Annotated in this window: 19 protein-coding genes and 1 pseudogene; 13 read left to right on the top strand and 7 right to left on the bottom strand. The window is 70.0% G+C overall.

Features of this window, described 5'->3' with window-relative positions; all coding sequences use genetic code 11:
- Nucleotides 1–112: 112 nt before the first annotated feature.
- Nucleotides 113–1,231: an ROK family glucokinase gene (locus ACFPP6_RS20600; protein WP_336013916.1), complete on the top strand. Its 1,119-nt coding sequence runs from the start codon at nucleotides 113–115 to the stop codon at nucleotides 1,229–1,231.
- Complete coding sequence (locus ACFPP6_RS20595) at nucleotides 1,231–1,803, top strand: hypothetical protein (protein WP_382044348.1); 573 nt, start codon at nucleotides 1,231–1,233, stop codon at nucleotides 1,801–1,803. The genes ACFPP6_RS20600 and ACFPP6_RS20595 overlap by 1 nt, the downstream gene beginning before the upstream one ends.
- A 68-nt stretch (nucleotides 1,804–1,871) precedes the next feature.
- On the opposite strand, the gene ACFPP6_RS20590 is transcribed toward ACFPP6_RS20595, so the two are convergent.
- Complete coding sequence (locus tag ACFPP6_RS20590; RefSeq protein WP_382044345.1) at nucleotides 1,872–2,096, bottom strand: hypothetical protein; 225 nt, start codon at nucleotides 2,094–2,096, stop codon at nucleotides 1,872–1,874.
- A gap of 144 nt (nucleotides 2,097–2,240) precedes the next feature.
- Here ACFPP6_RS20590 and ACFPP6_RS20585 point away from each other — a divergent pair, with 144 nt between their 5' ends.
- Together ACFPP6_RS20585 and ACFPP6_RS20580 are read left to right on the top strand one after the other, a co-directional pair.
- On the top strand, nucleotides 2,241–3,290 hold the full coding sequence (locus tag ACFPP6_RS20585; protein ID WP_382044342.1) for a helix-turn-helix transcriptional regulator: 1,050 nt from the start codon (nucleotides 2,241–2,243) through the stop codon (nucleotides 3,288–3,290).
- A gap of 166 nt (nucleotides 3,291–3,456) precedes the next feature.
- Nucleotides 3,457–4,929: a helix-turn-helix domain-containing protein gene (locus ACFPP6_RS20580; RefSeq protein WP_382044339.1), complete on the top strand. Its 1,473-nt coding sequence runs from the start codon at nucleotides 3,457–3,459 to the stop codon at nucleotides 4,927–4,929.
- Between the two features lie 7 nt (nucleotides 4,930–4,936).
- Here ACFPP6_RS20580 and cysC read toward each other — a convergent pair.
- Nucleotides 4,937–5,482: pseudogene (cysC, locus tag ACFPP6_RS20575) on the bottom strand (adenylyl-sulfate kinase); the annotation flags it as partial.
- 889 nt (nucleotides 5,483–6,371) lie between these two features.
- Between cysC and ACFPP6_RS20570 the strand changes: the two are divergent.
- The 4 genes from ACFPP6_RS20570 (at nucleotide 6,372) to ACFPP6_RS20555 (ending at nucleotide 10,305) form a co-directional block, all read left to right on the top strand.
- Nucleotides 6,372–7,241 (top strand): P-loop NTPase family protein, encoded by an 870-nt coding sequence (locus ACFPP6_RS20570; RefSeq protein ID WP_382044336.1) that lies wholly within the window; start codon nucleotides 6,372–6,374, stop codon nucleotides 7,239–7,241.
- Nucleotides 7,193–8,593: a M16 family metallopeptidase gene (locus ACFPP6_RS20565; RefSeq protein ID WP_382044601.1), complete on the top strand. Its 1,401-nt coding sequence runs from the start codon at nucleotides 7,193–7,195 to the stop codon at nucleotides 8,591–8,593. Before ACFPP6_RS20570 ends, ACFPP6_RS20565 begins: the two co-directional genes overlap by 49 nt.
- 65 nt (nucleotides 8,594–8,658) lie before the next feature.
- Nucleotides 8,659–9,528 (top strand): nucleoside-diphosphate kinase, encoded by an 870-nt coding sequence (locus ACFPP6_RS20560; protein WP_382044333.1) that lies wholly within the window; start codon nucleotides 8,659–8,661, stop codon nucleotides 9,526–9,528.
- A 90-nt stretch (nucleotides 9,529–9,618) separates the two neighbouring features.
- Complete coding sequence (locus tag ACFPP6_RS20555) at nucleotides 9,619–10,305, top strand: sulfotransferase family protein (protein WP_382044330.1); 687 nt, start codon at nucleotides 9,619–9,621, stop codon at nucleotides 10,303–10,305.
- A 30-nt stretch (nucleotides 10,306–10,335) separates the two neighbouring features.
- On the opposite strand, the gene ACFPP6_RS20550 is transcribed toward ACFPP6_RS20555, so the two are convergent.
- The 5 genes from ACFPP6_RS20550 to ACFPP6_RS20530 form a co-directional block, all read right to left on the bottom strand.
- Complete coding sequence (locus ACFPP6_RS20550; protein ID WP_382044327.1) at nucleotides 10,336–11,367, bottom strand: alcohol dehydrogenase catalytic domain-containing protein; 1,032 nt, start codon at nucleotides 11,365–11,367, stop codon at nucleotides 10,336–10,338.
- A complete protein-coding gene (locus ACFPP6_RS20545) occupies nucleotides 11,348–12,424 on the bottom strand; it encodes a hypothetical protein (protein ID WP_382044324.1) in 1,077 nt (358 codons plus the stop codon). Before ACFPP6_RS20545 ends, ACFPP6_RS20550 begins: the two co-directional genes overlap by 20 nt.
- Nucleotides 12,421–14,571, bottom strand: a complete 2,151-nt coding sequence (locus ACFPP6_RS20540; RefSeq protein WP_382044322.1) for an ROK family protein — start codon at nucleotides 14,569–14,571, stop codon at nucleotides 12,421–12,423. Before ACFPP6_RS20540 ends, ACFPP6_RS20545 begins: the two co-directional genes overlap by 4 nt.
- On the bottom strand, nucleotides 14,568–15,851 hold the full coding sequence (locus tag ACFPP6_RS20535) for an aspartate aminotransferase family protein (protein ID WP_382044320.1): 1,284 nt from the start codon (nucleotides 15,849–15,851) through the stop codon (nucleotides 14,568–14,570). Before ACFPP6_RS20535 ends, ACFPP6_RS20540 begins: the two co-directional genes overlap by 4 nt.
- 64 nt (nucleotides 15,852–15,915) lie before the next feature.
- Entirely contained in the window at nucleotides 15,916–16,995 is a 1,080-nt protein-coding gene (locus ACFPP6_RS20530; protein WP_382044317.1) for a hypothetical protein, read from the bottom strand.
- A gap of 851 nt (nucleotides 16,996–17,846) precedes the next feature.
- Here ACFPP6_RS20530 and ACFPP6_RS20525 point away from each other — a divergent pair.
- The 5 genes from ACFPP6_RS20525 (at nucleotide 17,847) to ACFPP6_RS20505 (ending at nucleotide 23,377) form a co-directional block, all read left to right on the top strand.
- On the top strand, nucleotides 17,847–19,229 hold the full coding sequence (locus tag ACFPP6_RS20525) for a TldD/PmbA family protein (RefSeq protein ID WP_382044314.1): 1,383 nt from the start codon (nucleotides 17,847–17,849) through the stop codon (nucleotides 19,227–19,229).
- A gap of 4 nt (nucleotides 19,230–19,233) precedes the next feature.
- Complete coding sequence (locus ACFPP6_RS20520) at nucleotides 19,234–20,589, top strand: metallopeptidase TldD-related protein (RefSeq protein ID WP_382044311.1); 1,356 nt, start codon at nucleotides 19,234–19,236, stop codon at nucleotides 20,587–20,589.
- A 244-nt stretch (nucleotides 20,590–20,833) separates the two neighbouring features.
- Nucleotides 20,834–21,820, top strand: a complete 987-nt coding sequence (locus ACFPP6_RS20515; RefSeq protein WP_382044308.1) for an ABC transporter ATP-binding protein — start codon at nucleotides 20,834–20,836, stop codon at nucleotides 21,818–21,820.
- Complete coding sequence (locus ACFPP6_RS20510; protein WP_382044305.1) at nucleotides 21,817–22,605, top strand: ABC transporter permease; 789 nt, start codon at nucleotides 21,817–21,819, stop codon at nucleotides 22,603–22,605. The genes ACFPP6_RS20515 and ACFPP6_RS20510 overlap by 4 nt, the downstream gene beginning before the upstream one ends.
- Nucleotides 22,592–23,377, top strand: a complete 786-nt coding sequence (locus ACFPP6_RS20505; RefSeq protein WP_382044302.1) for an ABC transporter permease — start codon at nucleotides 22,592–22,594, stop codon at nucleotides 23,375–23,377. The genes ACFPP6_RS20510 and ACFPP6_RS20505 overlap by 14 nt, the downstream gene beginning before the upstream one ends.
- The last annotated feature ends 10 nt before the right edge of the window (nucleotides 23,378–23,387 follow it).

Raw genomic sequence — 23,387 nt, 5'->3', positions numbered from 1 at the left:
CGTATCCACGAGGCGGAGACCTCCCGAGACCACCGCAGGGACGACGACTCTTGCGAGCACGCAACCGGAGCGACCGTAGAACCGCACAGCTCCACGCCGTGGCGGTGGTGTCATGAGCATGTATCGCGACCTCCACCGGGGCGCGGCGAAGGCCACCGTGCTCCGGACCGTCGGCACGCGCGAGCGCCGCTCGCACCTGACCGCTCCGCGCGTCCCCACCGTCGGCATCGACATCGGCGGCACCAAGGTGATGGCGGGCGTCGTCGACGCCGACGGCATCATCCTGGAGAAGGTCCGCACCGAGACGCCGGACAAGTCCAAGAGCCCCAAGGTCGTCGAGGACACCATCGTCGAGCTGGTCCTCGACCTCTCCGACCGGCACGACGTCCACGCCGTGGGCATCGGCGCGGCCGGCTGGGTCGACGCCGACCGCAACCGCGTCCTGTTCGCCCCGCACCTGTCCTGGCGCAACGAGCCGCTGCGCGACCGCCTCGCCGGCCGCCTCGCCGTCCCCGTCATGGTCGACAACGACGCCAACACCGCCGCCTGGGCGGAGTGGCGCTTCGGCGCCGGCCGCGGCGAGGACCACCTCGTCATGATCACCCTCGGTACGGGCATCGGCGGCGCGATCCTCGAGGACGGCCAGGTCAAGCGCGGCAAGTTCGGCGTCGCCGGCGAGTTCGGGCACATGCAGGTCGTGCCCGGCGGCCACCGCTGCCCGTGCGGCAACCGCGGCTGCTGGGAGCAGTACAGCTCCGGCAACGCCCTGGTGCGCGAGGCCCGCGAGCTGGCCGCCGCCGAGTCCCCCGTCGCCTACGGGATCATCGACCGCGTCGGCGGCAACATCCCCGAGATCACCGGCCCCCTCATCACCGAGCTGGCCCGTTCCGGCGACGCCATGTGCGTCGAGCTGCTGCAGGACATCGGCCAGTGGCTCGGCGTCGGCATCGCCAACCTCGCCGCCGCCCTCGACCCCTCCTGCTTCGTCATCGGCGGCGGCGTCAGCGCCGCCGACGACCTGCTGATCGGCCCCGCCCGGGACGCCTTCCGCCGCCACCTCACCGGCCGCGGCTACCGCCCCGAGGCGCGCATCGTCAAGGCCCAGCTCGGCCCCGAGGCAGGCATGGTCGGCGCCGCGGACCTGGCCCGGCTCGTCGCCCGGCGCTTCCGGCGCGCCAACCGCCGCCGCGTCGAGCGCTACGAGCGGTACGCGAGGGCGGGGCGCGCCTGATGGCCACCACGGAACACTCCGAGCGCACGGCGCCGCCGCAGGGCCCCGGGCAGCCGGACGGCGGCTTCCGCCGCCGCTGCCTGAAGGCCGTCATAGTCTTCCTGCTCATCGCCATCCCCGCCGGCTACCTCTACATCTCCGCGATGCAGAGCCGCGGCGGCAGCGAGTCCAAGAAGGAGCAGGCGGCCGCGTCCGGCCTGGAGGAGGGCTGGCCCACCCGGCTGCAGCGCCGCCTCTACGAGGTGAGCGTCCCGTCCTACGCGGAGGACGTCGCCAGCTACGAGACCAACGCGTGGAAGGCGAGCTCGCTCTTCCTGCAGTTCACGACCACGCGCGAGAAGTTCGACAAGTGGCTCTCCGACGTCGGCACCAGCGCCTCCGAGCTGGAGGACGGCGAGGTCACCATCGACGAGGACGAGGCCGCCGAGGTCGGCTGGGACCTGGGCGGTGAGCACCGCTGGGCGGGCACCACCGTCGAACAGGACAAGCCCAAGCCCTCCCTGGAGATCACCGCCAATCTCGACGACCCGAAGTACCCGCGGGTCTTCGTGGTGTCCACGACCACGCCCTGATCGCCCTTCCGGGCCGCCGGACAGCGCGGCGCGCGCCGTCCGGCAGCTGCGGCGAGGGCGGCGGGGCCTCACATGAGGGGCTTGCCGGGGCACCAGGAGTCGCCCCACGCCGTGGTCGTGACGCAGTGGGGGTCGCGGGGCTTCTCCCAGTCGTCGGGGAGCTCGAACCCGACCGGGGCCGTCACGGTCGTGTCCCCCTGCGGGCGGCCGGTGTCGGCCGTGGCCGCACCGCTCCAGCCCAGGCACGTCCCCAGCACGATCCCCGCCACCGCAATCCGCGCGATTGCCCGCATGTCAGCCCTCAGTTCCGTTCGTATCCCCGGACCGCTCAAGCCGGTCCGGCCGACAAGGCGAGCCTGTCACCCGCCGATCATGAGCGGTAGCCGATTAAGGGATCATAAAAGTGCCATGGCACTTTTATGTTGCAAGGGGAGACATTGATCCACGCTGTCTCTGAGGAACCGCCCGCGCTCGACGACGACGCCGTCGTGCTCTACCGCTGGGCCCTCCGGAACCACCAGCTCACCCGCGACGACCTGCCGCAGGTGTGCGCCGAGACCGGTCTGGACGAGGAGGCCTCCCGCCGGGCGCTGGCGACCCTCACCCGGGCATGCCTGCTGCGCGAGGTCTCCCAGGGCGGATCCGTCGCCTGGCAGGCGCTCAGCCCGCAGGCCGCCTCGGACCGGCTGCTGGCCACCCGGGGCGCCGAACTCCGGCTGCGGGAGGACGAACTGCAACGCCAGCGCACCCGGCTGCAGCAGGAGGAGGAAGCCCTCGGCGCCCTGGTCCCGGTCTACCTCCAGTCCCGGCAGACCCCCTTCCCGCAGGCCACCATCGACCGGCTGCCCGACCAGGAGAGCGTACGCACCCTGCTCACCGAGGTCATCGACAGCTGCACCAGCGAGATCCTGGTGTCCAAGCACGGCGGCTCCTTCTCGCCCCGCGCGCTGCGCGAGGCCCTCCCGCGCGACCTGGCGCTCCTCGCGCGCGGCATCCGGATGCACTGCCTCTACCAGCACACCACCCGCTACGACCAGGCCACGCGCGCCCACGCGGCCGAGCTCATCCGCGCCGGGGCACAGATCCGCACCCTGCCCGAGGTCGTCCCGCAGATGATCGTGGTGGACGGCAGGATGGCCTTCCTCCCGGCGGGCAGGAACGGCGCGCTCGTGGTGCGCGAACCCGACCTGATCTCCTATCTCCTCACCGTCTTCCACCGCGACTGGGCCAACGCCACGCCGTTCGCCACCGGCCCCCGCGCCGCGCACGAGGTTTCCGGAACCCTCAAGCAGAGCATCCTGGTCCTGCTCGCCAAGGGCCTCAAGGACGACACCGTGGCCCGCAGGCTGGGCGTCTCGCTGCGCACCTGCCGGCGCCACATCTCCGAGCTCATGGACGAGCTCGGCGCCCGGAGCCGCTTCGAAGCGGGAGCCATCGCCGAACGCCGGGGGCTGACCGCCCACCCTCACCACGACGACGGCCCGTAAGGCGCGGGCCGGACCCCGCGACCGGTCACGGCGTCCTCCCGCCCCCATGCCTCCGCAACGTGCATGGCAGCTAGATGACCCATCGCTCGCCTACCACCGGTCGCCGGGGGGTGCCAGGGTCGTGGAGCGAAACGGAAGCCGGCGAGCGGAGCGGGGCGTACAGGACATGACTTTCGGGGTGACGCTGCGGGAAAGGCGGCTGGAACAGGGGCTTTCCCTCACGGGGCTGTCGAAGCTGATCCACTACAGCAAGGGGCACCTGAGCCGGATCGAATCGGGGGACAAGCGGGCCTCGGAGGACCTGGCCCGCCGGTGCGACGAGGCCCTCGGGGCACGCGGCGAGTTGCTCTCGGCCCACCGGACCGGCAGCGCCCGCCGCCCTTCGCGCCGGACGTCCCGGCCGCCGTTCCAGCTTCCTCCCGGCGCGTCCCACTTCACCGGGCGGCACGAGGAGACGGACGCGCTCGACGCGGCCGCGGCACGGCCGGACCCCGCGCGCGGGGGATCCGTGCCCTTGGTGCTGATCGACGGGAAGCCGGGCGTGGGCAAGACGGCGCTCGCGCTGAGATGGGCGCACCGCAACGCCGCGGCCTTCCCCGACGGCGTCCTCTTCCACGATCTCGGGGCGTACGGGCCCGCCGGATCCGCCGTCCGTCCGGACGAGGCCCTCACCGCCGGCCTGCACGCCTTGGGCGTCGAGCACGGGGCGGAGCCCGCCGACCCCCGGGAGCGGGCCGCGCTGTACCGGAGCCTGCTCTCGGGGCGATCGGTCCTCGTCGTCATCGACAATGCGGCGAGCGCCGACGAGGTCCGTGCGCTCCTTCCCGGGGCCCCCGGCTGCACCGTGCTCGTCACCAGCCGCAGCCGCATGGCCGGACTGGTGGCGCGGGACGGCGCGGAACGGCTCTCCCTGCAGCCCCTCTCCCCGGCCGAGTCGTCGCTCCTGCTGGCCAGGACCGCCCCGTCCGGGCTGCGGGACGCCTGCTCCGGGACGGTCTCCGCGCTCGCCGAGCACTGCGGCCTGCTGCCCCTGGCCCTGCGCATCGCCGCCGAACGGCTCTCGGCCTTCCCTCCCGGACAACTGGACGGCGTGGTCCGGGAACTGGGCGAACCGGAAGCGCTGCTGGACTTCCTGGACTGCCCGGACGACACGACCGCTTCGGTGCGCGCCGCGTTCTCCTGGTCGTACGGCCGGCTGGGGGAGGACGCGGCCAGGGCCTTCCGGCTGATCGGCCCGCGCGCCGGGGCGGGCATGCCCGTCACGGACGCGGCCGGTCTGCTCGGGGTACCGGAGGCCGCCGCCGCGCGGCTGATGGAGGTCCTGCGCCAGAACAACCTCCTGGAACTGACGGCTCCGGGCCGGTACCGCTGCGACTCCCTCCTCGGCGCCTACGCGGCGGAGCTGGCCGTGCGGGATCAACGCCGGACCAGGGCCGGCGCCCGGTCGATGGACGCGTCCAGCCGCTCGTCCGGCAACACCGACCGGCCCCGCCGCCTCTCCGGGGACGAACGCAACTTCGTTGCTCGCTGCACCCATCCGATCAGCCGACCTCGGAGTGGTCGCAGAGCCGTTCCGCTGACCAAGGCCCGGCACTCGGCCCCACCACGCCGCCGTACGCCAACACCCCCGACAACGTGACAACGCCCGCGAGACCCCTCTCGGTCAGGAAGGCGTGCAGCTCTGCGGCGGACTCCGCCACCGTGCGGCCCTGTGTCTGGATGCGGAGCTCCGGGTTCTCCGGGGCTTCGTACGGGTCGTCGATGCCTGTGAGTCCCGAGATCTCCCCAGTGGCCTGCTTCGCGTAGAGGCCCTTGACGTCGCGCTCGGAGCAGAGCTCGACGGGGGTGGCGACGTGGACCTCCAGGAACTCGGTGCCGGCTGCGTTGTGCCGCTCGCGGACGGCGGCGCGGGAGTCGGCGTAGGGGGCGATCACGGGGGCGAGCACCTTGACGCCGTTGGCGGCCAGTTTCTGGGCGACGAAGCCGATCCGGGTGACGTTGGTGTGCCGGTCCTCGCGGCTGAACCCGAGGCCCTTGGAGAGGAATTCGCGGATCTCGTCGCCGTCCAGGACCTCGACCCGGTGGCCCTCGGCGCGCAGTCGCTCGGCCAGCGCGAGGGCGAGCGTGGTCTTGCCCGCGCTCGGCAGCCCGGTCAGCCACACCGTGGCGCCGATGGAGTATGAGCTTTTCATGGTTACCTCCGGTTGCTGCGACAGTGTCCGGAAACTCCACCGCAGCAAATCAAGCCCGCCAGGCAACCCGAGAGGACAGCTGGTTCGAATAGTCAAGCCACTAAAGGCAATGTGATGACCGGTCTTTGATGTGTGCCGACCTTGCGTAAGCGTCCGCGGGGCGTCGAAGAGATCTCGGGAAAATCATCTCCTCGCCAACGCAAGCTACCCCGGGGGGACATCCGGTCGCAACAGCCGGCTGCAACCAGAATGCAACGGACGCTATTCTCCCGCAACGCGACTGCCCGAAAGGGCAATTCTTTCGGCCCGAAAGGGCAGCCTTCCGGCCCGAAAGGGCAATGTGGCGCAGGCCTCGAAACGCTGCTTGACAACGATTCGGCCCGGCGGTTAGAAACGTCTCGAACGAAATTCCGGCGCATCGCATCCGGTACGGGTCGCGGATTCCAATTCATCAGGAAAAGCAGCGGCAGCGAGTCGTGCAGACTCGTCGAGCTGGGATCGACCGCCGCCGTTTCCGCGACCGGGACCTGCTCGCCTGGTTCATCCCGGAGCGGGCAGCGATGCCGGGCACAGCGAACCGCTCGACCGGAGCGGTTCCACGAGACCGTGGAAGGGAGGTACCACCATGTTCGACATCATCGAGGACGGCGACTACTCCGCCGAGCGCGCGAAGATCTGAGGCACTGTGCGGTGCCTGGCTTCGGCCGGGCACCGCACACTCGCTTGCTCCCCCAGCATGAGCACCGGCATCTCCGGCCATTCGTGCACCGAAAGAGACGGTTCCCAGACGCCGAGGCCGCTGTCACCCGGCTGCCACAGGCGCTGCCGGGCGGCTTCTTGACGTTGGCCCGCCGGAGTGTCCGGGGCCCAGGAATGAGAGAAGCGAAGTATGACGGATGCGCCGTTGCCACGTGGCGTTACGCTCATCGCTCCCAGTTCCGGTACTGGTAAGACGGCGGTGGCGGTCGGGATCACCCGCGCTCTTCGCCGCCAGAACATCGCGGTCGACCCGTTCAAAGCCACGAGCGTCGTTGACATATCGGATCGATCGAGCAGTCCGCTCAAGGTGTACGAGCGCGGGGTCTTCCACAACTGCGGTGCGGCCGGAGTCCCGGTGCGGTGGTGGAACAACCCTGTGGTAGCCGTGACGAGCGGAAATGGCCGCAGTCAACTGTACGTGCGAGGAGAGGCACTCGGCGAGGTGCCGGTCTTCGGCCAGGACAGTCTGGACCTGCGCGCGTTCCCCCCTGACCTGCGTACCAGGTGTCTGGACGCCGTCACCGAGGCCCTGGCCATTCTGGCCGAGCGTGGTTCCTTTGTCGTCATCGAGGGATCCGGAGGTGCCGGGAACCTGCCGTCCCGGGCGGATCTGGCCAACGATGTCGTGCCGCTGCGGGCAGGACTGCCGGTGGTGCTCATCGGCAACGTCAACCAGGAGGGGCACCTGACGTCCCTGGCGGGCCTGCCGGGTGTGCTGGGCGAGCCCTACCGCCGACTGATGGCCGGGTACATCCTCAACGGCGTCCGGGACAGCACCCGCCTCGCCGATGCACGAGAGCGGTTGGCGCAGGCCATGCCGATACCGGAACTGGCGGCCGTGCCCAGCTACATACCGCCTGACGGGTATGAAGACTCGCCGGATGCCTGTGAGGTCGTCTACGAGAAGCGCGCTGACCATGTCGCGTCCCCGGCCCTGATGGCCGCCATCTCATCCCATGCCCTGACGCCACTGCTGGTGTCGGCTCCGGGGGAGTCCTGACGCCGTTCTCCTTCTCGTACCTCACGTCCCGCAGGGTTCCCTCGACACGGCATTCCTGTGGGTTCCCGCAGATTCACCCTTCAGCCTGTGCAGGTGACGTCATAGCCGACCAGATCCCCACAACGCGCGTCGCGCAGCTCGACGGCGGTCTGCCGCTGCTGCTGACCTCGACGGCCGACCAGCATGCTGTCAGCATCGCACTCTCGCTCGGCCTCGGAAGCCGGGACGACCCACAGGACCTGAGCGGCGCCGCACACCTGCTGGAGCGCCTCGTCATGTCGGTGCCGCTACAGGGCGGCCCCTCACTGAGCGCGCGCATCGAACAGCTCGGCGGGACGTCGAGCGCCGTGACCGGACCCGAGTCGCTGACGATCCATGCCTGGGTGCTGACCGATGACGCTCCCGTAGTCGCCGGCTGGATGCTCGACGCGCTGACTCAACCAGCGCTGTCGAATGAGGCGCTCGACCGGGAACGGCAGGTCGTCGCGCAGGAGTTGGCAGTGGCCGCGGCCGACCCCGCCGATGCCCTGCAGGCGGCGTTTCTCGACGCCGTCTTTCCCGGTCACCCGCTGGGTACGGCGGTGGGCGGCACACCGAGCAGTGTCGAGCGGATCACCCTCGACCCGCTTCTGCAGGTGCATCAGCAGGCGCTGGCGACGGTTCCGCTGGCGCTGGCATGCGTCGGGAACGTGCAGGAGGCGGCACTGCGCAAACGAATGTCCCCCCTGGCGATGGCCAGGGCCGGCGGCGTCCGCCCGCGGCGCTCCCCCCACGCCCCCATCCGTCGTCCGAACCCGCAGGATCCCACCTGGCCGGACGGGTTCTGCCGGCTCCTCGCCGGTGCGCCGGCTCCGGCCGTCACGGACCCGCGGCATTACGCGTTCGTCCTTCTCGGCCACCTGCTCGGCGCGAGCCCGGCGTCCCGGATGTACCGGCGCCTTCGTGATGAGCACGGCCTCGCGTACGCGTTTCGGGCACGGACCCGCGCGTACAGCGATGCGGGGTTCTGGTGCTTCCTGGCCGGTGCCGACGGCGCCAACGGCCCCGCAGTGGTCCAGCTGCTCCACGCGGAACTCACCCGACTGGCGCAGCGGGGTCCAGCACCGGCGGACCTCGAGGCCGCGGTCCGCCACGCGCGGACGGAGTTGCTTCGGAAGGCGGAGAACGGTGTCGAGTCCGCGGTCGTCATGGCGAGCGACTACTGCGTCAACGGTGTCGTCCGGTGCCCTGAGGCGGAGGCGGCGCGGCTGGCCCACGTCACGGCGGCGGACGTCGCCGGCGCCGCCGCGGTGGTGGCGGATGGCCTGCTTGTTGTCGTACGCCCGGACGGGCGGGCCCGCCATGAGTGTTGATTCCCCTCTGTCGTGATGCCCTCTGCCGTGATGCCCTCGGACGTTCTACCGACGCTGGAGTACCTTTGCTGATCACGCCGGACACCCACCGTCGCAACGGCGCCGGACCAACGGAACGCGGTTTCCTGCTGTTCAAGCCGGACGCCCTCGAGCGGCGCCTCGTGAAGGACTGCGTGGCGGACATCGCCCAGGCGGGTCTGCGGGTGCTGAGGCAGCGCACCTTGCGCCTGACGGAGGCCCAGATCGCAGCCGTGTGGTCCGGCATCGACCCTGACCGCAGACCACTCACCGCAGGTCTCATGCGACGCTACCTGTCCGCGGGCCCGAGCAGGCTGGTACTGGTCGAGGGGACCGAGGCCACCACCCGGCTACTGGCACTCAAGTCGACGATCCGTCGTCGGCACGGCGCCGTCTACTACGCCAACCTCGTCCACAGTCCGGACTCGGCCGACGAGGCCCGTCGGGAGCTCGCGGTCCTTCTCGACGGCCGGTGCGACCCGCATGCGCTGTTCCGTCCCACCACCGCGACCTGGCGCGGCTGGAACATGGAAACGATCGAGGCGGGGCTCGACAGCTGGTGGGCATCCGTCCCCGAACAGCGCGGCCGGCAGCAGACCCATTGGAATCCGCCACTGCCGGCCGCGGGCCATCCCGTCCACATCCATGCCAAGCGCCATTGGGCGGTGGCGTTTGACGACATGGCAGGCTTCCTGGCCGAGACGGCGGGCGTCGACGACCTGGAATTCGCCGTGCGAGCCGGATTCGCGGTGCTGTACGACCGCGATGGATTCGTTCTTCCGACGACGTCGGCGAAGGCTGCCCACGAGACCTGCCGGGCGGTTCGCGCATTCGGCCTGATCGCCTACGGGCCCGGCGATACCGGGCAGTCCGACCCCGGTGCCGGAACCGCCCCTCGGTCGGACCCACGGGATTAGGGGGATGCGCGATGCGTTCACCGCCCCCGTACTGGGATGACCGTCCGGGGTTTATCTGATGAATGACACGACTTCCTCTGAGGTGGCTTCATGCAATTGCTCATCTGCGGTATGCATCGTTCCGGCACGAGCGCTGTGGCTCATATGCTCTCCGAGTCGTGCCGGCGAACCTTGCTGGAGGATCCTGACTGGGCCATGACCGGCCGCCTGATCGACGTGTCGGCTCCCGCGGAGGAGATCGCCCGGTTCGACATAGTGAAATGCCCGCGGATGACCGAAGTGCTCCCCGACGCGTTGGACGCCTATCCGCAGGCCCGCGCCGCGGTGTTGGTCCGTGACCCCCGTGACGTGCTGTGTTCCATCCTTGAGAAGGTGAACGCGGGGATGCCCACTCGCATGCTCGAATTCACCCGCCTGGGCGTTGCGGAGACCGGCGCGGCCGGCTTCGCAAGGGCGTACGCCACCTACGCCCGCACCATCCTCACCGCATCTGCCGGCGCAGGTGCTGGGCGCGTGCATCTTGTGCCCTACGAAGAGTTCTGCGCTGATCGGCCGGCCAGGATCGCCGCCCTGGCCGACTGGCTCGGTTGGACGTCCGACCGCCAGGTCTCCGAATCGATCCAGTCCCGTCAGCTGGGCCCGTTCCACACCAAGCACCCCAGCGATCAGTCGATCAAGGGGGCGGGCCGGTGGCGTACTGAGCTGAGCGAGTCCGACCAGGCCGCCCTCGAGCCCGCCCTGACTGCCTACGCGAGCCTGCGCGAAGCGGCTCGGTAGAGCGGGCTCGAGTGCGGTGGACGCCGGTCGCTACCGGCGGATGTCCACCACGTGTTTTCCGATCGGGTCCCTGCCCGTCCTGACCGCATCGTTGAGCAGCGCGGCCAGGCCAGGCAGGGTCACCCGGTCCACAATGAGCTCCTCGACGTGGCTGGTCGTCCAGGGAAGCGGCGCCGCCAGCACCGCGCCGGCCGCGGCGAAGTCGGCGCCGGTGGCGCCGTGCGTACCCACCAACAGCGCGCGGCGCCCGCCCCGCTCCAGCTCGCGCATCTGTTCACTGCGACGGATGCCGTCCAGCAGCACCTGCGTGCCCGGTACCCGCCAGTCCGGCCTGATGCCGCCGAACAGGACGAGACGTCCACCGTCCTGCGGCAACAGGTCCCAGGCGCTGTCGAAGGTGGCGCCGTCGAGCGACGCCGTGGTGACGACCACGGTGCTGAACGTGCGCGTTCCCACCTCGCGGCTGAGGACCTTCGGCACCTCCCGCAGCAAGGCCGTCCGGGAGAGAGCGGTCAGCCGTTCGGGGCTCCTGTTGACCAGTGTGACCTGGCACCCCTTGAGTCTCAGCAGCACCGTCAGCAGTACCCCCGCGGTTCCCGCACCGATGATCGCAACCTGGGAACCGGCCGGGACGTTGCCGGCGCAGTGGGCGGCGCACGCGAGAGGCTCGGTGAAGACCGCCCGGTCGTCCGGCGTGCCGTCGGGCACGGTCGGCAGGGCGGCGCGCAGCTGGTCGGGCGGTCCTTCCAGCAGTGCCGTCTCACCGAACGCGGTTGTCCGTGTCACCGGGATATGAGGGTCCAGGCACACCCTCAGGCCGGGCGGAAAGTCGTCCGTACTGCTGCTGTGAACCAGACCGACCATTTCGTGACCGAAGTCGGACCGGACATCGCGGCTCCGGTGGACCTCCTTGAGGTCCGAGCTGCACAGGCCTACGGTCTGTGGAGAGACCAGCACCCAGGACGGGGACGTCGAGCGCGGCCACGGACAGGTGGTGAGCCGAACCCCGCCGGGCACCAGTTCCAGGCGCCTGCTCCATCGTTCATCCATGGCGACCGCCATCAGGGAAGCGGACGACGACCTTGACGATTTCAGAGCCGTCAGCGGTCCGGAACTGTCCGTCGAGCCGACGATTGATCACATCCACTGCATCCTCGGGACTCAACTCGTGGGTGATGAGGGCGCCGTACCCACCGGGATCTGCGCGGAGGGCCGATTCTGCCGCGTGCAACTGAGCCAAGGAGGTACCCCGATGCCCGGTGAGCACCAGTGGTTTGCCCTCGTGCGAGACCGCCGTGACCATGCCCAGCTCAGGATCGACATTGCCGCAGACGTTGTGCCGACGCACCCGGCCGACCGTGGCGTCGACGAAGGTGGGAGCCGCTGCCGCCGCATCGAGCGCGGTGACGAGCACCATCGTCCCGTCGGGCCGCAGTGCGTCCGCTGCCTCCCGGACGGCGCTCGCCATCGCCAGCCTCGGGGCACAGACGATCGCTACATCGAGTGGCCGCGGCGTGCGGTGCCCGGTCACGGAGAGGTGGACGGGCGCGAGGCGGGAATGGTCCTCCACCCAGGCCAGACGTTCCGGCCGCGCCTCGACCAGCTCGACATCGTGTCCCTGATCGATCGCTCTGCGCACGTGGAGCAACCCGATCGGGCCCGCGCCCCAGATGCCGACCGACAAGGGGCCGGCCGGGGCCGAGCGCTCGATCAGCTCCCACGAGTAGAGGACGGTGCCGAGCGGCTCGCACAGCGTGAGGACCGCCATCGGGTCCAGCGGCTGGACCTCCTGCAACGTGCTGAGCGGCAGCTCCGGCCCCAGGGGGACCCAGCTGCGGAACAGGCCGTCGAAGCTGTGGCCGAGTATCGAATCCTGGTCTCGCACATCCACGGGGTTGAACACGACCATCCGATCGCCACCCGGGACGCCGTGCAGAATCCCGACGCCTTCGTGACCGAGCACCCCGGCCACGTCCCCCCGGTGGCCGGCGCCGATCTGAACATCGGTGCCGCACAGCCCCACGGCGAGCATCGACACGTACGGCTGGTCACCCCGTAGCCTCTCCATCGGCACGATCCGGACCCGGCGGCCGGAGCGGACCAGCTGCCACCCGGTCACGACGCCACCTGCAACTGCCGGGCCTGAAGCGCCGCCAGCGCCTCGCCCAGTTCTGCCTCGGTCACATCGTTGACGAACACGGCGCGGCCGACGTCCTCCAGCAGGGGCAGGCGTTGTTGGCCGTCACGGTGCAGGCTGGTATGGGCCAATGCCTCGACCAGCAGGTCGAGGGTCATGTCCCGATGAATCGTCGGCAGGCCCAAGCCGGTCAGGACGCGAATGATGCGGTCGGCGACGGCCGACGGCAGAAGACCTCGGTTCCGCGAGAGCATGACGGTCACAGCAAGGTCGATGGCGACGGCCTCACCGTGCAGAAGCGTGGGCTCGAGGGACATCTCCATGGCACCGGAGAACGCGTGCCCGATGTCTGCGAGCCGGTCCAGCCGGTCCTCGCCGAGATTTCCGACGAGTTCGCCGAGCATGGCCGAGATGCTGCGCTCGATGACCTCGGACTCCACTCGCGGGTCCGGCGTGCCCGCGGCCAGAGCACGGCTGTGCGTGTCGAGGAGGTCGAACAGCGCCGCATCGGCCACGACCGCTATCTTGATCGATTCGCCGAGGCCGCAGCGGTACTCGCGGGGGTCCAGCGTGCGCAGGAACCCCGGGTCGATGACGACTCGGCTCGGACGGCTGTAGGTGCCCAGCCGGCTCTTGTGCCCGCCGTAGTTGATCGCCGTCTTGACACCGATGCCCGCATCGATCATCCCCAGCAGGGTGGTCGGCACCTTGATGAGCGGAACACCCCGCCGGTAGATGCCGGCGGTGAAGCTCGCGAGGTCGAGCAGCACGCCGCCACCCACCGCGATGACCGGTTCCGATCGACGCAGCAGACCGAACCGGTCGAAGGCGTCCACCAGATCGGACACCGCCGCCAGGTTCTTGCACGACTCGTCCAGCTCGAGCAGCAACGTGTCGAGGGCGACGTTCTCCGATCCACCCGTCAGCGCGTCCGTCAGCGCGTCCCCGTAGAGCTCCCACACCCGCTTGTCGGCTACGACGAGTCGCCGTGCGGCGCCGTGCGTGCCCAGCCCTGCCGCTGCCCGCAGCGTGCTTCGGCCGGAAGCGAGCATGTCCGGAGCCATGACCACGCTGTACGACTTCGGATGGTCACCCGGCACGATCCAGCTTCGCGATCCGGCGGCGCCGGAGCGGGCCAGCATCCCGGCTCCCTGCAGCGCAGGCTCGGCACCGGGTGCAACCACCTGAATCCTGTCGGCCAGTGAGCCCGACCGTCCGTAGAGCCCCACCGCATCCATCCGGGCCGTCAGACACGCCAGATATTCACTGCCGAGCCCCTCGGGCACGCCACCGGTGAGAACCAGACGGTCGATCTCGGCATCGGTGCTGAGAACTGACAGCAACGCGTGTGCGAGCGGCCGCGTCACGGCTTCGAGCACTGTGAGCGCCTCTCGCTCACCACCGGCCACAGCCTGTGCGAACTGGCTGTTCAGAGGAGCGTCAGCGGCCAGCCAGGACGTGCCCTCGGCGGCGAGCAGCTTGAGAATCCGGTCGATGCCGCGACCCGACGCGTACGCGCTGAGATGCCCGGTCGCACCGCAGTCACAGGGCAACACGATCTCCCGTGCGCCGATACGGAACCCGGCCGGCAGATGCCCGATCTCACCCTGCAGTCCGGTGTCCGCGGATACGGGGACCCTGCCGGTGCCGACCTCGATGGTCCGCAGCCCGATACCGCTGCCGACGACGACAGCAGCCAGCCGGCGCAGGCGCTGGACGTCCGGCTGTGCCGCCAACGCCACCGCGGTCGCGGTGACGTCGTTGACGACCGTCCACCGGAACTCGGGCGCTGCGTCCCGTAGCGCCGCGGCGGTGTCGAACCGGTGCCCGACCCCGTCACCCCACAGGGGACCTGATCCCACCGTCATGCCGGTGCGTGCATCGATCGCCACGCCCAGCGACACTCCGACCGCGGTCACCGTATGGCGGCGGGCCAGCCGACGCGCATCGGCGACGATCAGATCCACGAGACGCCGGTGCAGCGAGGCCGCCCCCTCACCCGGGCAGCTGGTCCAGGACGGCGCCGCCTGAACGGCGAGGTCGTGCAGGCGGTTCTCGCCGTCCAGCACCGCCGAGCGCGCGTGGGTACCGCCGACGTCGAAGACCATCACGGTGTCGTCGGACATCATGAGCGCACCCGCATCATCTCCAGTGCCTCCCCGAAGCGTTCGACCACGAGCCGAGCGTCCTCGTGGGTCAGAATCAGCGGGGGCCGCAGTTCGATGGTGTTTCCCTCGCTGTGCTCGGACACCCGGGTGATGACCCCGCGGTCCATCAGCGCCGCATGCAGCGCATTGGCCAGGCGCGGCGATTTCGACCCGTCCGGCTCCGACAGCTCGATACCGAGCATCAGCCCCAGACCACGGACGTCACAGATCTCCGGGTACGTGCGACCGAGGTCGAGCAAGGCGGCCTTGAGGGCGGCTCCGACCGAACGGACGTTCTCGAGGAACTCCGGCCGGCGGACCAGCGTCAGCGTGGCGATGGCAGCCGCAGCGGCGACCGGGTGTCCGCCCGAGGTGAAGCCGTGCTGCGACCGGTCCATGCCTACGAGCCGCTCCTCGGTGATGATCGCCGCCAACGGCAGACCGGAACCGCTCAGCCCCTTCGACACGGTCATCATGTGCGGCTCGACACCGAAGGCCTCGGCTGCTGTCAGGAATCCGGTACGTCCGAACGACGTCTGGGTCTCGTCGAAGATGAGGACGATGTCCCGCTCGTCACAGAACTCCCGCAGACGCTTCAGGTATCCCGGCGGGGGGACGATGTTGCCGCCGGCACCACTGATCGGCTCGATCAGGATGGTCGCGACGCTGCCCGAACCGGCATACCTGATGAAGTCGTCTATGCGATCGATGCAGAGGAAATCGCAACTGCTGGGCTTCTGCCGGTAGAAACATCGGTGACAGTAAGGGTCCGGGACGTTGACCGCACCCGGGTAGACCGTCGGAAACGGCGCTCGCAGTCGGGACATGCCGTTCCAGCCACTGGCTGCGAGCGTCTGCCCGACGTGTCCCCGGAACGGCACGATCACATCGCGGCGCCCCGTGTGCAGCTGCGCGATCTTCACCGCCCCTTCCGTGGCCGTCGAGCCACCACTGCTGCGGAGGTTGACCCGGGTGAGGTTCGCAGGGCTCAGCTCGACGAGCATCTCCATCACCCGATTGGAGACGTCGGTCTGAAACATCGAGCTCGCGAACAGCAGGTCGTCGGTCTGCGCCTTGATGGCGTCCACCACGGCCGGGTGGTTGTGCCCGAGGGAGAGGTTGAAAGTGCCTGCCGCACAGTCCAGATACTCACGCCCGTCGGCGTCCCAGACCCGCAGGCCGCTCCCGCCGACCAGTCGGGCGGGGCCCAGCTGGTAGTAGGCAGGCGGAGGCTGGGTTGATTTGTCAAACGTATCGCTCATCGGGAATCGTTCTTCCTTGGGTGGACAGGCAGGTACCAGGGCTGGACGCGGTCGGCCGGTTGTCTCAGCCGGCCGACCGGTCCGCGGCCGGCTCCTCGACCGCGCCCAGCTCGACGAGTCGGGCGATCGCCGCGTCGAACTCGTCGTGCGCCGAACTGTCCTCGCCCAGCACCTCGGCACGGACCTGCTCGATGCTGCGGCCGTCGAGGGCCAACCAAAGCCGCGCGAGCGCAGGAGTCACCTTGTAGCCCCTGTCCGCCCCGGCGAGGGAGATCCCGTCAAGGTACTGGACCAGCCCGAAGTAAGGGCTGCGCAGCGGGCCTTCGGCGTCGTTGCGGTACTCGGGGAGTTCGGTCAGTGGCACGGTCCAGCCCGTCGTCACCGCGTGGCCGACGAGGAAGGACGCCAGCCGGCAGCGGCGGCGCGCCACGTCGAAGACCCGCTCCTTGGATCCGCCGTGCTCGAGAGGCGTGTGGAAGAGCTCCCAGACGACGTCCATCAGCGGCTGGAAGACCGCCGACCGGGCCAGCCTGCGGTAGAGGAACTTCTGGCCGTCGTAGATGTCCCCGCCGGCCACCAGCGCTATGTCGCATGCCTCCTGGAGAGCGAGGTAGGACGCCTGGTCGGCGGTGTAAGGGTCCTCGCTCAGGATCGCGCCGGCGACGTCCTCCTGCCAGCTCGCCGTGGCGAGAGCCCGCGGGAGGTTCAGGGACTGCTGGACGGCGATGCGGTCCATCCCGGCCAGGGTGCGGTCGAAATCCGCATCGGCGTGCAAGAGTTCACCGATGGACAGCCGGATGAGCAGGCGCCGCTCGGCCGGCGAGAGACGCAGCGCGTCCCGGTTGGTCGCGGTCATCGCGAAGCTGCCCGCCCGAGCCGCGATCCGCTCGGCCGCCGCCCGATCCACCTCGGTGACCTGCACCATGAAGCCGCGGCGCGGGTACGCGACGCTCTCGACCGGGGCGTTGTCGACGCGCGTGACGTACAGGTCCACATCGGAGGCGCTGTGGCCGAGCCCGGCTGCGAAGCTGCCGGACAGCATCAGGAGCGAGAACTGCTCGACGCCTCCGAGCTGCTCGATCACCTCCTGTGCGGCAGCGCGGTGTTCGTCCGTAAGGGAGACGTCGTGGGTGGTCCACAGCATGGGTGTGGCTCCTCTCAGCTTCTGCCCGGCAGGGCTGCCGAGCACGGTTGGCGTGATGCGGATGCGGTACGGGATCGAGACGTGGAGTAACTGCCGCCCTGGGTGAGGGTGCTGCGTCGCCGCACCACTGCGGGCGACGTCCCGGCCCGGCCCACCGCCTCGCCCTCGACCCGGCCGATCGTCAGCCGCATGTCAAGCGACGCCGGCAGGTCCTGCGGCGAGGGGCAGAAGAGGATGTTGAGCGGGTGGACGTCCTCGTACGAACCGAATTCCTGTGCGGCAGGATCGGAGGAGTTTCTCAGAAGAGTCAGAATTCTCGGAGGGGCGCCCGGCACCGAGTCCCGGCGGTCACCTCAGGAGAAGGTATTCCGGATGGTTTCCGGCGGAGCGAAGGCAGCGCCACCCGAGTTCTCCACGCCCGCCGCGCCCCTTTACTTCAAAGCCCTGCAACGGTCACGGGAATTCTGACCACAACAAACCAGGGGGATTTCCCCTGGCATCACGCAAGCTACCCCAGGGGGACATCCGGTCGCAACAGCAGGTTGCAACCAGAATGCAATGGACGCCATGCTCCCCCGAAAGAACCCGTGCGCGACGGGCCCGAAGTGCTGTGCGGACAACGCGACTGCCCGAAAGGGCAATTCTTTCTGCCCGAAAGGGCAGCCTTCCGGCCCGAAAGGGCAATGTGGCGCAGGCCTCGAAACAATGCTTGACAACGCTTCGGCCCGGCGGTTAGAAACGTCTCGAACGAAATTCCGACGCATCGCATCCGATGCGGGTCGCGGATTTCAATTCATCAGGAAAAGCAGCGGCAGCGAGTCATACAGAACCGGAACCGGAAGGAGAGTGAAATGATCGACCCTTCCGACGCCGCGTTGCGGCAGATGTTCTCCGCCGCCCTTTCGAGTGGCGGGGCATGGGCTGAACTGTTCACCGAGCGCACCACGGTCACCGAGCTCACCGGCACGACCAGGAGCGGGCTGACTGCCGCTCGCAGTCGTGTCCAGGGGGTCGGCCTGCGGGTGGGACTGGGGCGCGACACGGCCCTCGTCTACTCCACGGACCACGACCACGCCTCGCTCGTCGAGCTGGGATCGACCGCCGCCGCCGTCTTCCGGGCCATTCACGGCCGCCGGCCGGCCGAGCGGATTCCCGCCGTGCGCATCGGACGGACGGGCCGGGCCGGGATACCGGTGACCGGGCAGCTCCTGGATCTCGCGGACAAGCGCCGTCTTGTCGAGACCGCCCTCGGCGCCGCCCGGCAGCAGGGGGGCCGGGTCCGTGCGGCCTACGCCGACCGGGAGCGTGAGATCGGTGTCTGGGACAGCCTTGGCGGACATGCCGCGAAGACCGACTGGCAGACCCGGCTGCAGGTGGACGTCGCACTCGCCGGCCCCTCCGCGACCGGGACGGGAACCTGGTGCCGGGCGCTCCCCTCGTCGGCCCTGACCCCGGACGAGGCGGCCGCCGTCGGCGTCAGCGCGGCCGACCAGGCGCTGCGACTCGAATCGGCGGTGCCGGCACGTTCCGGCACCCGGGCCCTGGTCTGCGGGCCCGACGCGGCCGGGCTGCTCGTCCACGAGCTGTGCGGGCACGCGCTGGAGGCCGACGCACTGGCCCTCGGCTCCTCGATCTTCGCCGACTCGCTCGGCAAGGCGGTCGCGGACAGTGCGGTCACGGTCGTCGACGGTGGGGCTCCGGTCGGCGTCTGGGGGGTGTCCGCCGTCGACGATGAGGGGACCACCCCCGAACGCACCGAACTCATCCGCGCCGGGGTCATGGTGGGCAGCATGACCGATCGGCTGCACGCCGGTGCGTCAGGGGACCCGCGTTCCTCCGGCAACGCCCGCAGGCGCAGCTTCGAACACCCGCCGCTGCCCCGGATGACCCAGACCACCCTGGAGAGCGGTACGACCAGCCGGCAGGACATCATCGCCGGCGTCGGCACCGGACTGCTCGTCCTGGAAGCCACCGGCGGAACGGTGGATCCGGTCACCGGGCGCTTCAGCCTGGTGGTGAAGGAGGGCTGGGAGATCGAGTCCGGCGAGCCGACCCGGATCGTCTCCGGCTCGGTGCTCACCGGAGACGCACTCTCCAGCCTGCGTGACATCTGCGCGATCGGCGACGATCCACAGACGTTCGGGGCGTTCTGCGGAAAGAGCGGGCAATGGCTGCCGGTCTCCTACCGTTCGCCCTCGCTGGCTCTGGCCCGCATCACGGTGGGAGGGGTCTAGACCGATGAGCCGATCCGAACAGCTTGCCGCAGAGCTCGAGCCGCTCCTGTCCGAGGCCCGGCCGGGCGAGGACATCGAAGTGTTCGCCCGGTACGAGCGCCACACCCAGGTGGCTGTGCGACAGAGCACACCGAGCCAGGCGGGCGTCGCAGGCATACTGCGTGTCCACGTCCGCAGCGTGGGGAGTTCCTCCTCCGGCGCTGCCGTGGTCAGCAGCACCGATCCCGAATCTCTGCGCTGGGCGCTGGCCGGGGCCCGGCAGCTGCGCCGGCTGTCGCTCGGCGAGGGGCCTGTCAGCGCCGCGCCTGCCTTCGCCCCCGGGCCCGAGGCGGAAGCGCAGGACACGGAGGCCCGCGACAGCGTGACCGAGTGCATCGAGCAGGCACGGGAACTGGACCGTGCGGCACTGGCCACCCACTCGTCGGCGCGCCATGTGCCGGAGGCCTCGGTCCGCCGGTTCGACCTCTCGGCGGCTGTGGTGAACAGCCGCGGACTGCGCATCCACTACGCACACCAGGAGGCGGTGGCAGCCGTCCGCGTGGTGGCCGAGGAGCGGGACAGCCGAGTCACCGCACGGGCCGACTGCGCCGCCCGGATGCCTGCCGAACTCCCGCTGCTGGAAACGGCGCAGGCCGCGGCCGAGTCGGCGGTGCGACTGCTGCACCCGACCACACTGGACGCGACCGAGCTGCCGCTGATCCTGTCACCGAAGGCAACAGCCGGCCTGCTCGCCATGCTGGCCCCACGCTTCCACGGGGACCGGGCCGCTGCCAGCGACGCCGACCGGGCCACCCGGCTGTTCGCCGCCGGATTCGACCTGGTCGACCAGGGCCGCTCACCGGGCGGCCTGATCCGGGTTCCCTGCGACGACGAGGGCACCCCTACCCAGGACACCGTCCTGGTCCGTGACGGGTTCCCCACCGGCCTGCTGCAGAACCGGAGTTCGGCCGAGCGCGGAGCCACCGCGCCGACCGGAAACGGCTGGGTGAGCAGCACCCAGCCCACTGCGATCATCTCGGCGACGAACCTGGTCCTGCGGGGCCCGGAACTGCCGGCGCAGGAGTTGCTGACGCGTCCGGCCGAGGCGATTCACGTGGTGGACATCGGCCGCGCCCGCGGAGGCGTCGACCCGCACGCGGGCACCCTGAGCCTGGCCCTCGTCGGCTACCGGCTCCGGCACGGCGAGCCGGGGCCCGCCGTGGACGGCGCGGTGATCCACCTGCCGCTGGGAGCCTTTCTGCGCAGCGTGGTCGCTCTCAGCCCCACCGGTGGCTTCCACCGCCCGGGGCCCGCCGTGGCCGGTGCGCTACTGCTGCTCGACCCGGTCCGGGTCGAGGGCCGCGGTCGGACACCGCACTAGAGACTTCCGGCGTTCTGCTCGCCTGGTTCATCCCGGAGCGGGCAGCGACGCCGGGGCACAGCGAACCGCTCGACCGGAGCGGTTCCACGAGACCGTGGAAGGGAGGTACCACCATGTTCGACATCATCGAGGACGGCGACTACTCCGCCGAGCGCGCGAAGATCTGAGGCACTGTGCGGTGCCCGGCTTCGGCCGGGCACCGCACACTCGCTTGCTCCCCCAGACCCCCGGTTTCCGTTAGGACATGATGACCAGTCATCCCACACTGGAAGTAGTGGGCCTGCGCCGCACGTTCAGTGGCTCCGCCATGCCCAAGGTGGCGTTGGAGCACGTGGACCTGCAGATCGCCGAAGGTGAGATCGTCGGGGTGCTCGGTGTCAACGGAGCCGGCAAGACGACGCTGATCAAGATCCTCTCCACGCTGCTGCTCCCCACCGCGGGCACCGTCCGGGTGTGCGGACACGACGTCGTCCGCGAGGCCAAGCGGGTCCGAGCCCTCACCTCAATGGTCCTGGGCGGGGAACGCGGACTCTACGGCCGGCTCACCGCCCTGGACAACCTGCACTTCTTCGCCATGCTCTCCGGCCTGTCCCGAGCCGAGGTCAAGCGGTCCGCGCTGCCGGCCCTGGAGGCTGTGGGCCTTGGCGAGGCGGCCGGGGTACGCGTGGAGACGTTCTCGCGCGGAATGCGGCAACGGCTGCACCTGGCGATCGGCCTGATCGGCAGCCCCAGACTCCTCCTGCTGGACGAACCGACGGCAGGCCTGGACCCACCGGAGGCGGAGCGACTGCGTCAGTCCGTCGCGAAGCTCCGCTCCGAGGGCGTCTCCATCCTGCTGACCAGCCACCAACTGCTGGATATCGAGCGGCTGGCCGACCGGGTCGTCCTGCTGCAGGGCGGCCGGATCACGCACGACCTGGCGCTGCCGGAGTTCCTGCGCCAGGCCAGTTCCGTGGCGACCCTGGCCATCAGCGGCACCGGCACGGTCCTGAGCGCGATGACCGAGCACCCTGTGGTACGCGAGGGCCAGACCCGGCTGACCGCCGCGGAGAACTCCTGGACCCTGGAGCTGCCCGTGGAGCGCTGGACTCCGGAGCTGCTGCACTCGGTGGAGCAACTCGTGGGCCTTGCCGGGACCGCGGACGTTCAGGTCCGCCCGGTCGGACTCGAGGACGTCTTCCAGCTGCTGACCGGGTCCGCCGGTTCGGAGCCCCGGACGGACTCGCGATGAGCGCCGCGGCTCGAGCCCTGCGCTATCTGGAGGTCGGGCTGGCCGCCGCGCGGCTCCAGATCGCCGGCATGAGGGGAAGCCCCTTCCCCATCCTGCTCGGAGTGGTGCAGCCGGCGGCCTACCTCGTCATCACCATGTACGGTCGGGCCCTGACGCCCGAGGCCGCCACCACCGACATGCTCGGCATCGCGATGATGTCGCTGTGGGGCAGCACGATCTGGTCGGCCGGCGGCATCCTGCGACGCGAACGTGCGCAGGGCACGATGCCGCAGCTGGTCCGCAGCTGGTGCGACGCACGCGTGGTGCTGTTCGGCAAGTGCCTCGGCGCGGTGGCCGTCTCCGGAACGGCCATCAGCGTCACCACCACGGTGATGATGCTGGCCCTGGGGGCTCCGGTGCACATCAACCGCCCGCTGCTTTTCGCCGCCCTCATGGTGCTGGCGGCACTGAGCACCGTCGGGCTGGCCATGCTGCTCGGCTCTCTGTTCATCCTCACCCGGGCCGCGGTGCGCATCTCGGAGGCGCTGATGTACCCGGTGGTGCTGGCCGGTGGTCTGCTCATCCCCCTGACGCTGATGCCGAGTTGGTTGCGCTGGCCGTCCTGGTTCATCAGTCTGCACTGGGCGCAGGTACTCACCAGCGAATGTGCGCTGGGCAATTCGGTCCGACCGGGGCAGGTGGCGGCGCTGGTAGCGCTCGGCGTGCTCTACGCCACGGCCGGAGTCGTGGTCTTCGGACGCGCGGTCGATCTGGGACGGAGGCGGGGCACCCTTGAGTTCTTCTGACGTGGTGTGGCGGGCCCGGCTGGTCTTCCGGCTGTCCCTGCGCGACTTCCTGGTCGTCTACCCGGCCCGGGTCCTCCTCTCCAGCATGGTTCCGCAGGCCCTGATGCAGGTCCTGTTCCTCGTCCTGCTCGGGAGGATGCTGCACCTGGGCGACGACACCTTCCTGATGACCGGCGCCCTGGCGCAGGTCATGGTCGGCGAGACGGTCATCGCGGTCGCGGACGTCCTGGTCGACGACAAGGACTCCGGCACGATGCCGAGCCTGCGCCGGGGCGTCATGCCCGTCGGTCTGGTGGCGGCGCTACGGGCCTTGGTGCACGGCGCACACGGTCTCGTCCTGCTGGTGTGCTGTCTGCTGGTGGATTCGCTCCTGCTCGGCTCCCCCGGTCTGATCCTGCGCGTCCTGCCGCTTCTCCCGCTCTACGCCCTGATGGCGCTGTCCAGTCTGGGCCTGGGTCTGGCCGGCGCGGCGGTCGCCACCGGACGGCGCTCCGATGTCCTGGTCGGCAACCTCCTGAACACAGCGATCATGCTCGGTTCGGGCGTCCTGGTGTCGCTGGGCCACCCCGGTGGCTGGCTCAGGACCCTGACCGAGCTCCTCCCGGTCACCCACGGCCTCACCGCGGTAAGGGAGTTCATGGCAGGGCGGAGCGACTACGCCGACGTGGGCTGGGAGTGCGTGGTGGCCCTCGGCTGGTTCGGCGTCATGGCGGCCGTCCTGCAGGTCCAGAGTGTCCGGGCCCGCCGCACCGGTTTCGACGAGTTCGCCTGAGGGGCACGGT

Origin of the sequence: Streptomyces aureoversilis (genome assembly GCF_042657885.1) — a bacterium.
In the GTDB taxonomy this organism is placed as follows: domain Bacteria; phylum Actinomycetota; class Actinomycetes; order Streptomycetales; family Streptomycetaceae; genus Streptomyces; species Streptomyces aureoversilis.
Note: the sequence above shows the minus strand (reverse complement) of the source record. Positions and strands in the feature narration are given on the sequence as shown.

Bases quoted from the DNA above. Each gene is read 5' to 3' on its own strand.
- ACFPP6_RS20555 (WP_382044330.1), top strand. From the start codon at position 9,619: ATGCAATTGCTCATCTGCGGTATGCATCGTTCCGGCACGAGCGCTGTG.
- ACFPP6_RS20520 (WP_382044311.1), top strand. From the start codon at position 19,234: ATGAGCCGATCCGAACAGCTTGCCGCAGAGCTCGAGCCGCTCCTGTCC.
- ACFPP6_RS20525 (WP_382044314.1), top strand. From the start codon at position 17,847: ATGATCGACCCTTCCGACGCCGCGTTGCGGCAGATGTTCTCCGCCGCC.
- ACFPP6_RS20600 (WP_336013916.1), top strand. From the start codon at position 113: ATGAGCATGTATCGCGACCTCCACCGGGGCGCGGCGAAGGCCACCGTG.
- ACFPP6_RS20540 (WP_382044322.1), bottom strand. From the start codon at position 14,571: ATGATGTCCGACGACACCGTGATGGTCTTCGACGTCGGCGGTACCCAC.
- ACFPP6_RS20590 (WP_382044345.1), bottom strand. From the start codon at position 2,096: ATGCGGGCAATCGCGCGGATTGCGGTGGCGGGGATCGTGCTGGGGACG.
- ACFPP6_RS20580 (WP_382044339.1), top strand. From the start codon at position 3,457: ATGACTTTCGGGGTGACGCTGCGGGAAAGGCGGCTGGAACAGGGGCTT.
- ACFPP6_RS20595 (WP_382044348.1), top strand. From the start codon at position 1,231: ATGGCCACCACGGAACACTCCGAGCGCACGGCGCCGCCGCAGGGCCCC.
- ACFPP6_RS20535 (WP_382044320.1), bottom strand. From the start codon at position 15,851: ATGAGCGATACGTTTGACAAATCAACCCAGCCTCCGCCTGCCTACTAC.
- ACFPP6_RS20570 (WP_382044336.1), top strand. From the start codon at position 6,372: ATGACGGATGCGCCGTTGCCACGTGGCGTTACGCTCATCGCTCCCAGT.
- ACFPP6_RS20530 (WP_382044317.1), bottom strand. From the start codon at position 16,995: ATGCTGTGGACCACCCACGACGTCTCCCTTACGGACGAACACCGCGCT.
- ACFPP6_RS20550 (WP_382044327.1), bottom strand. From the start codon at position 11,367: ATGGCGGTCGCCATGGATGAACGATGGAGCAGGCGCCTGGAACTGGTG.
- ACFPP6_RS20510 (WP_382044305.1), top strand. From the start codon at position 21,817: ATGAGCGCCGCGGCTCGAGCCCTGCGCTATCTGGAGGTCGGGCTGGCC.
- ACFPP6_RS20515 (WP_382044308.1), top strand. From the start codon at position 20,834: ATGATGACCAGTCATCCCACACTGGAAGTAGTGGGCCTGCGCCGCACG.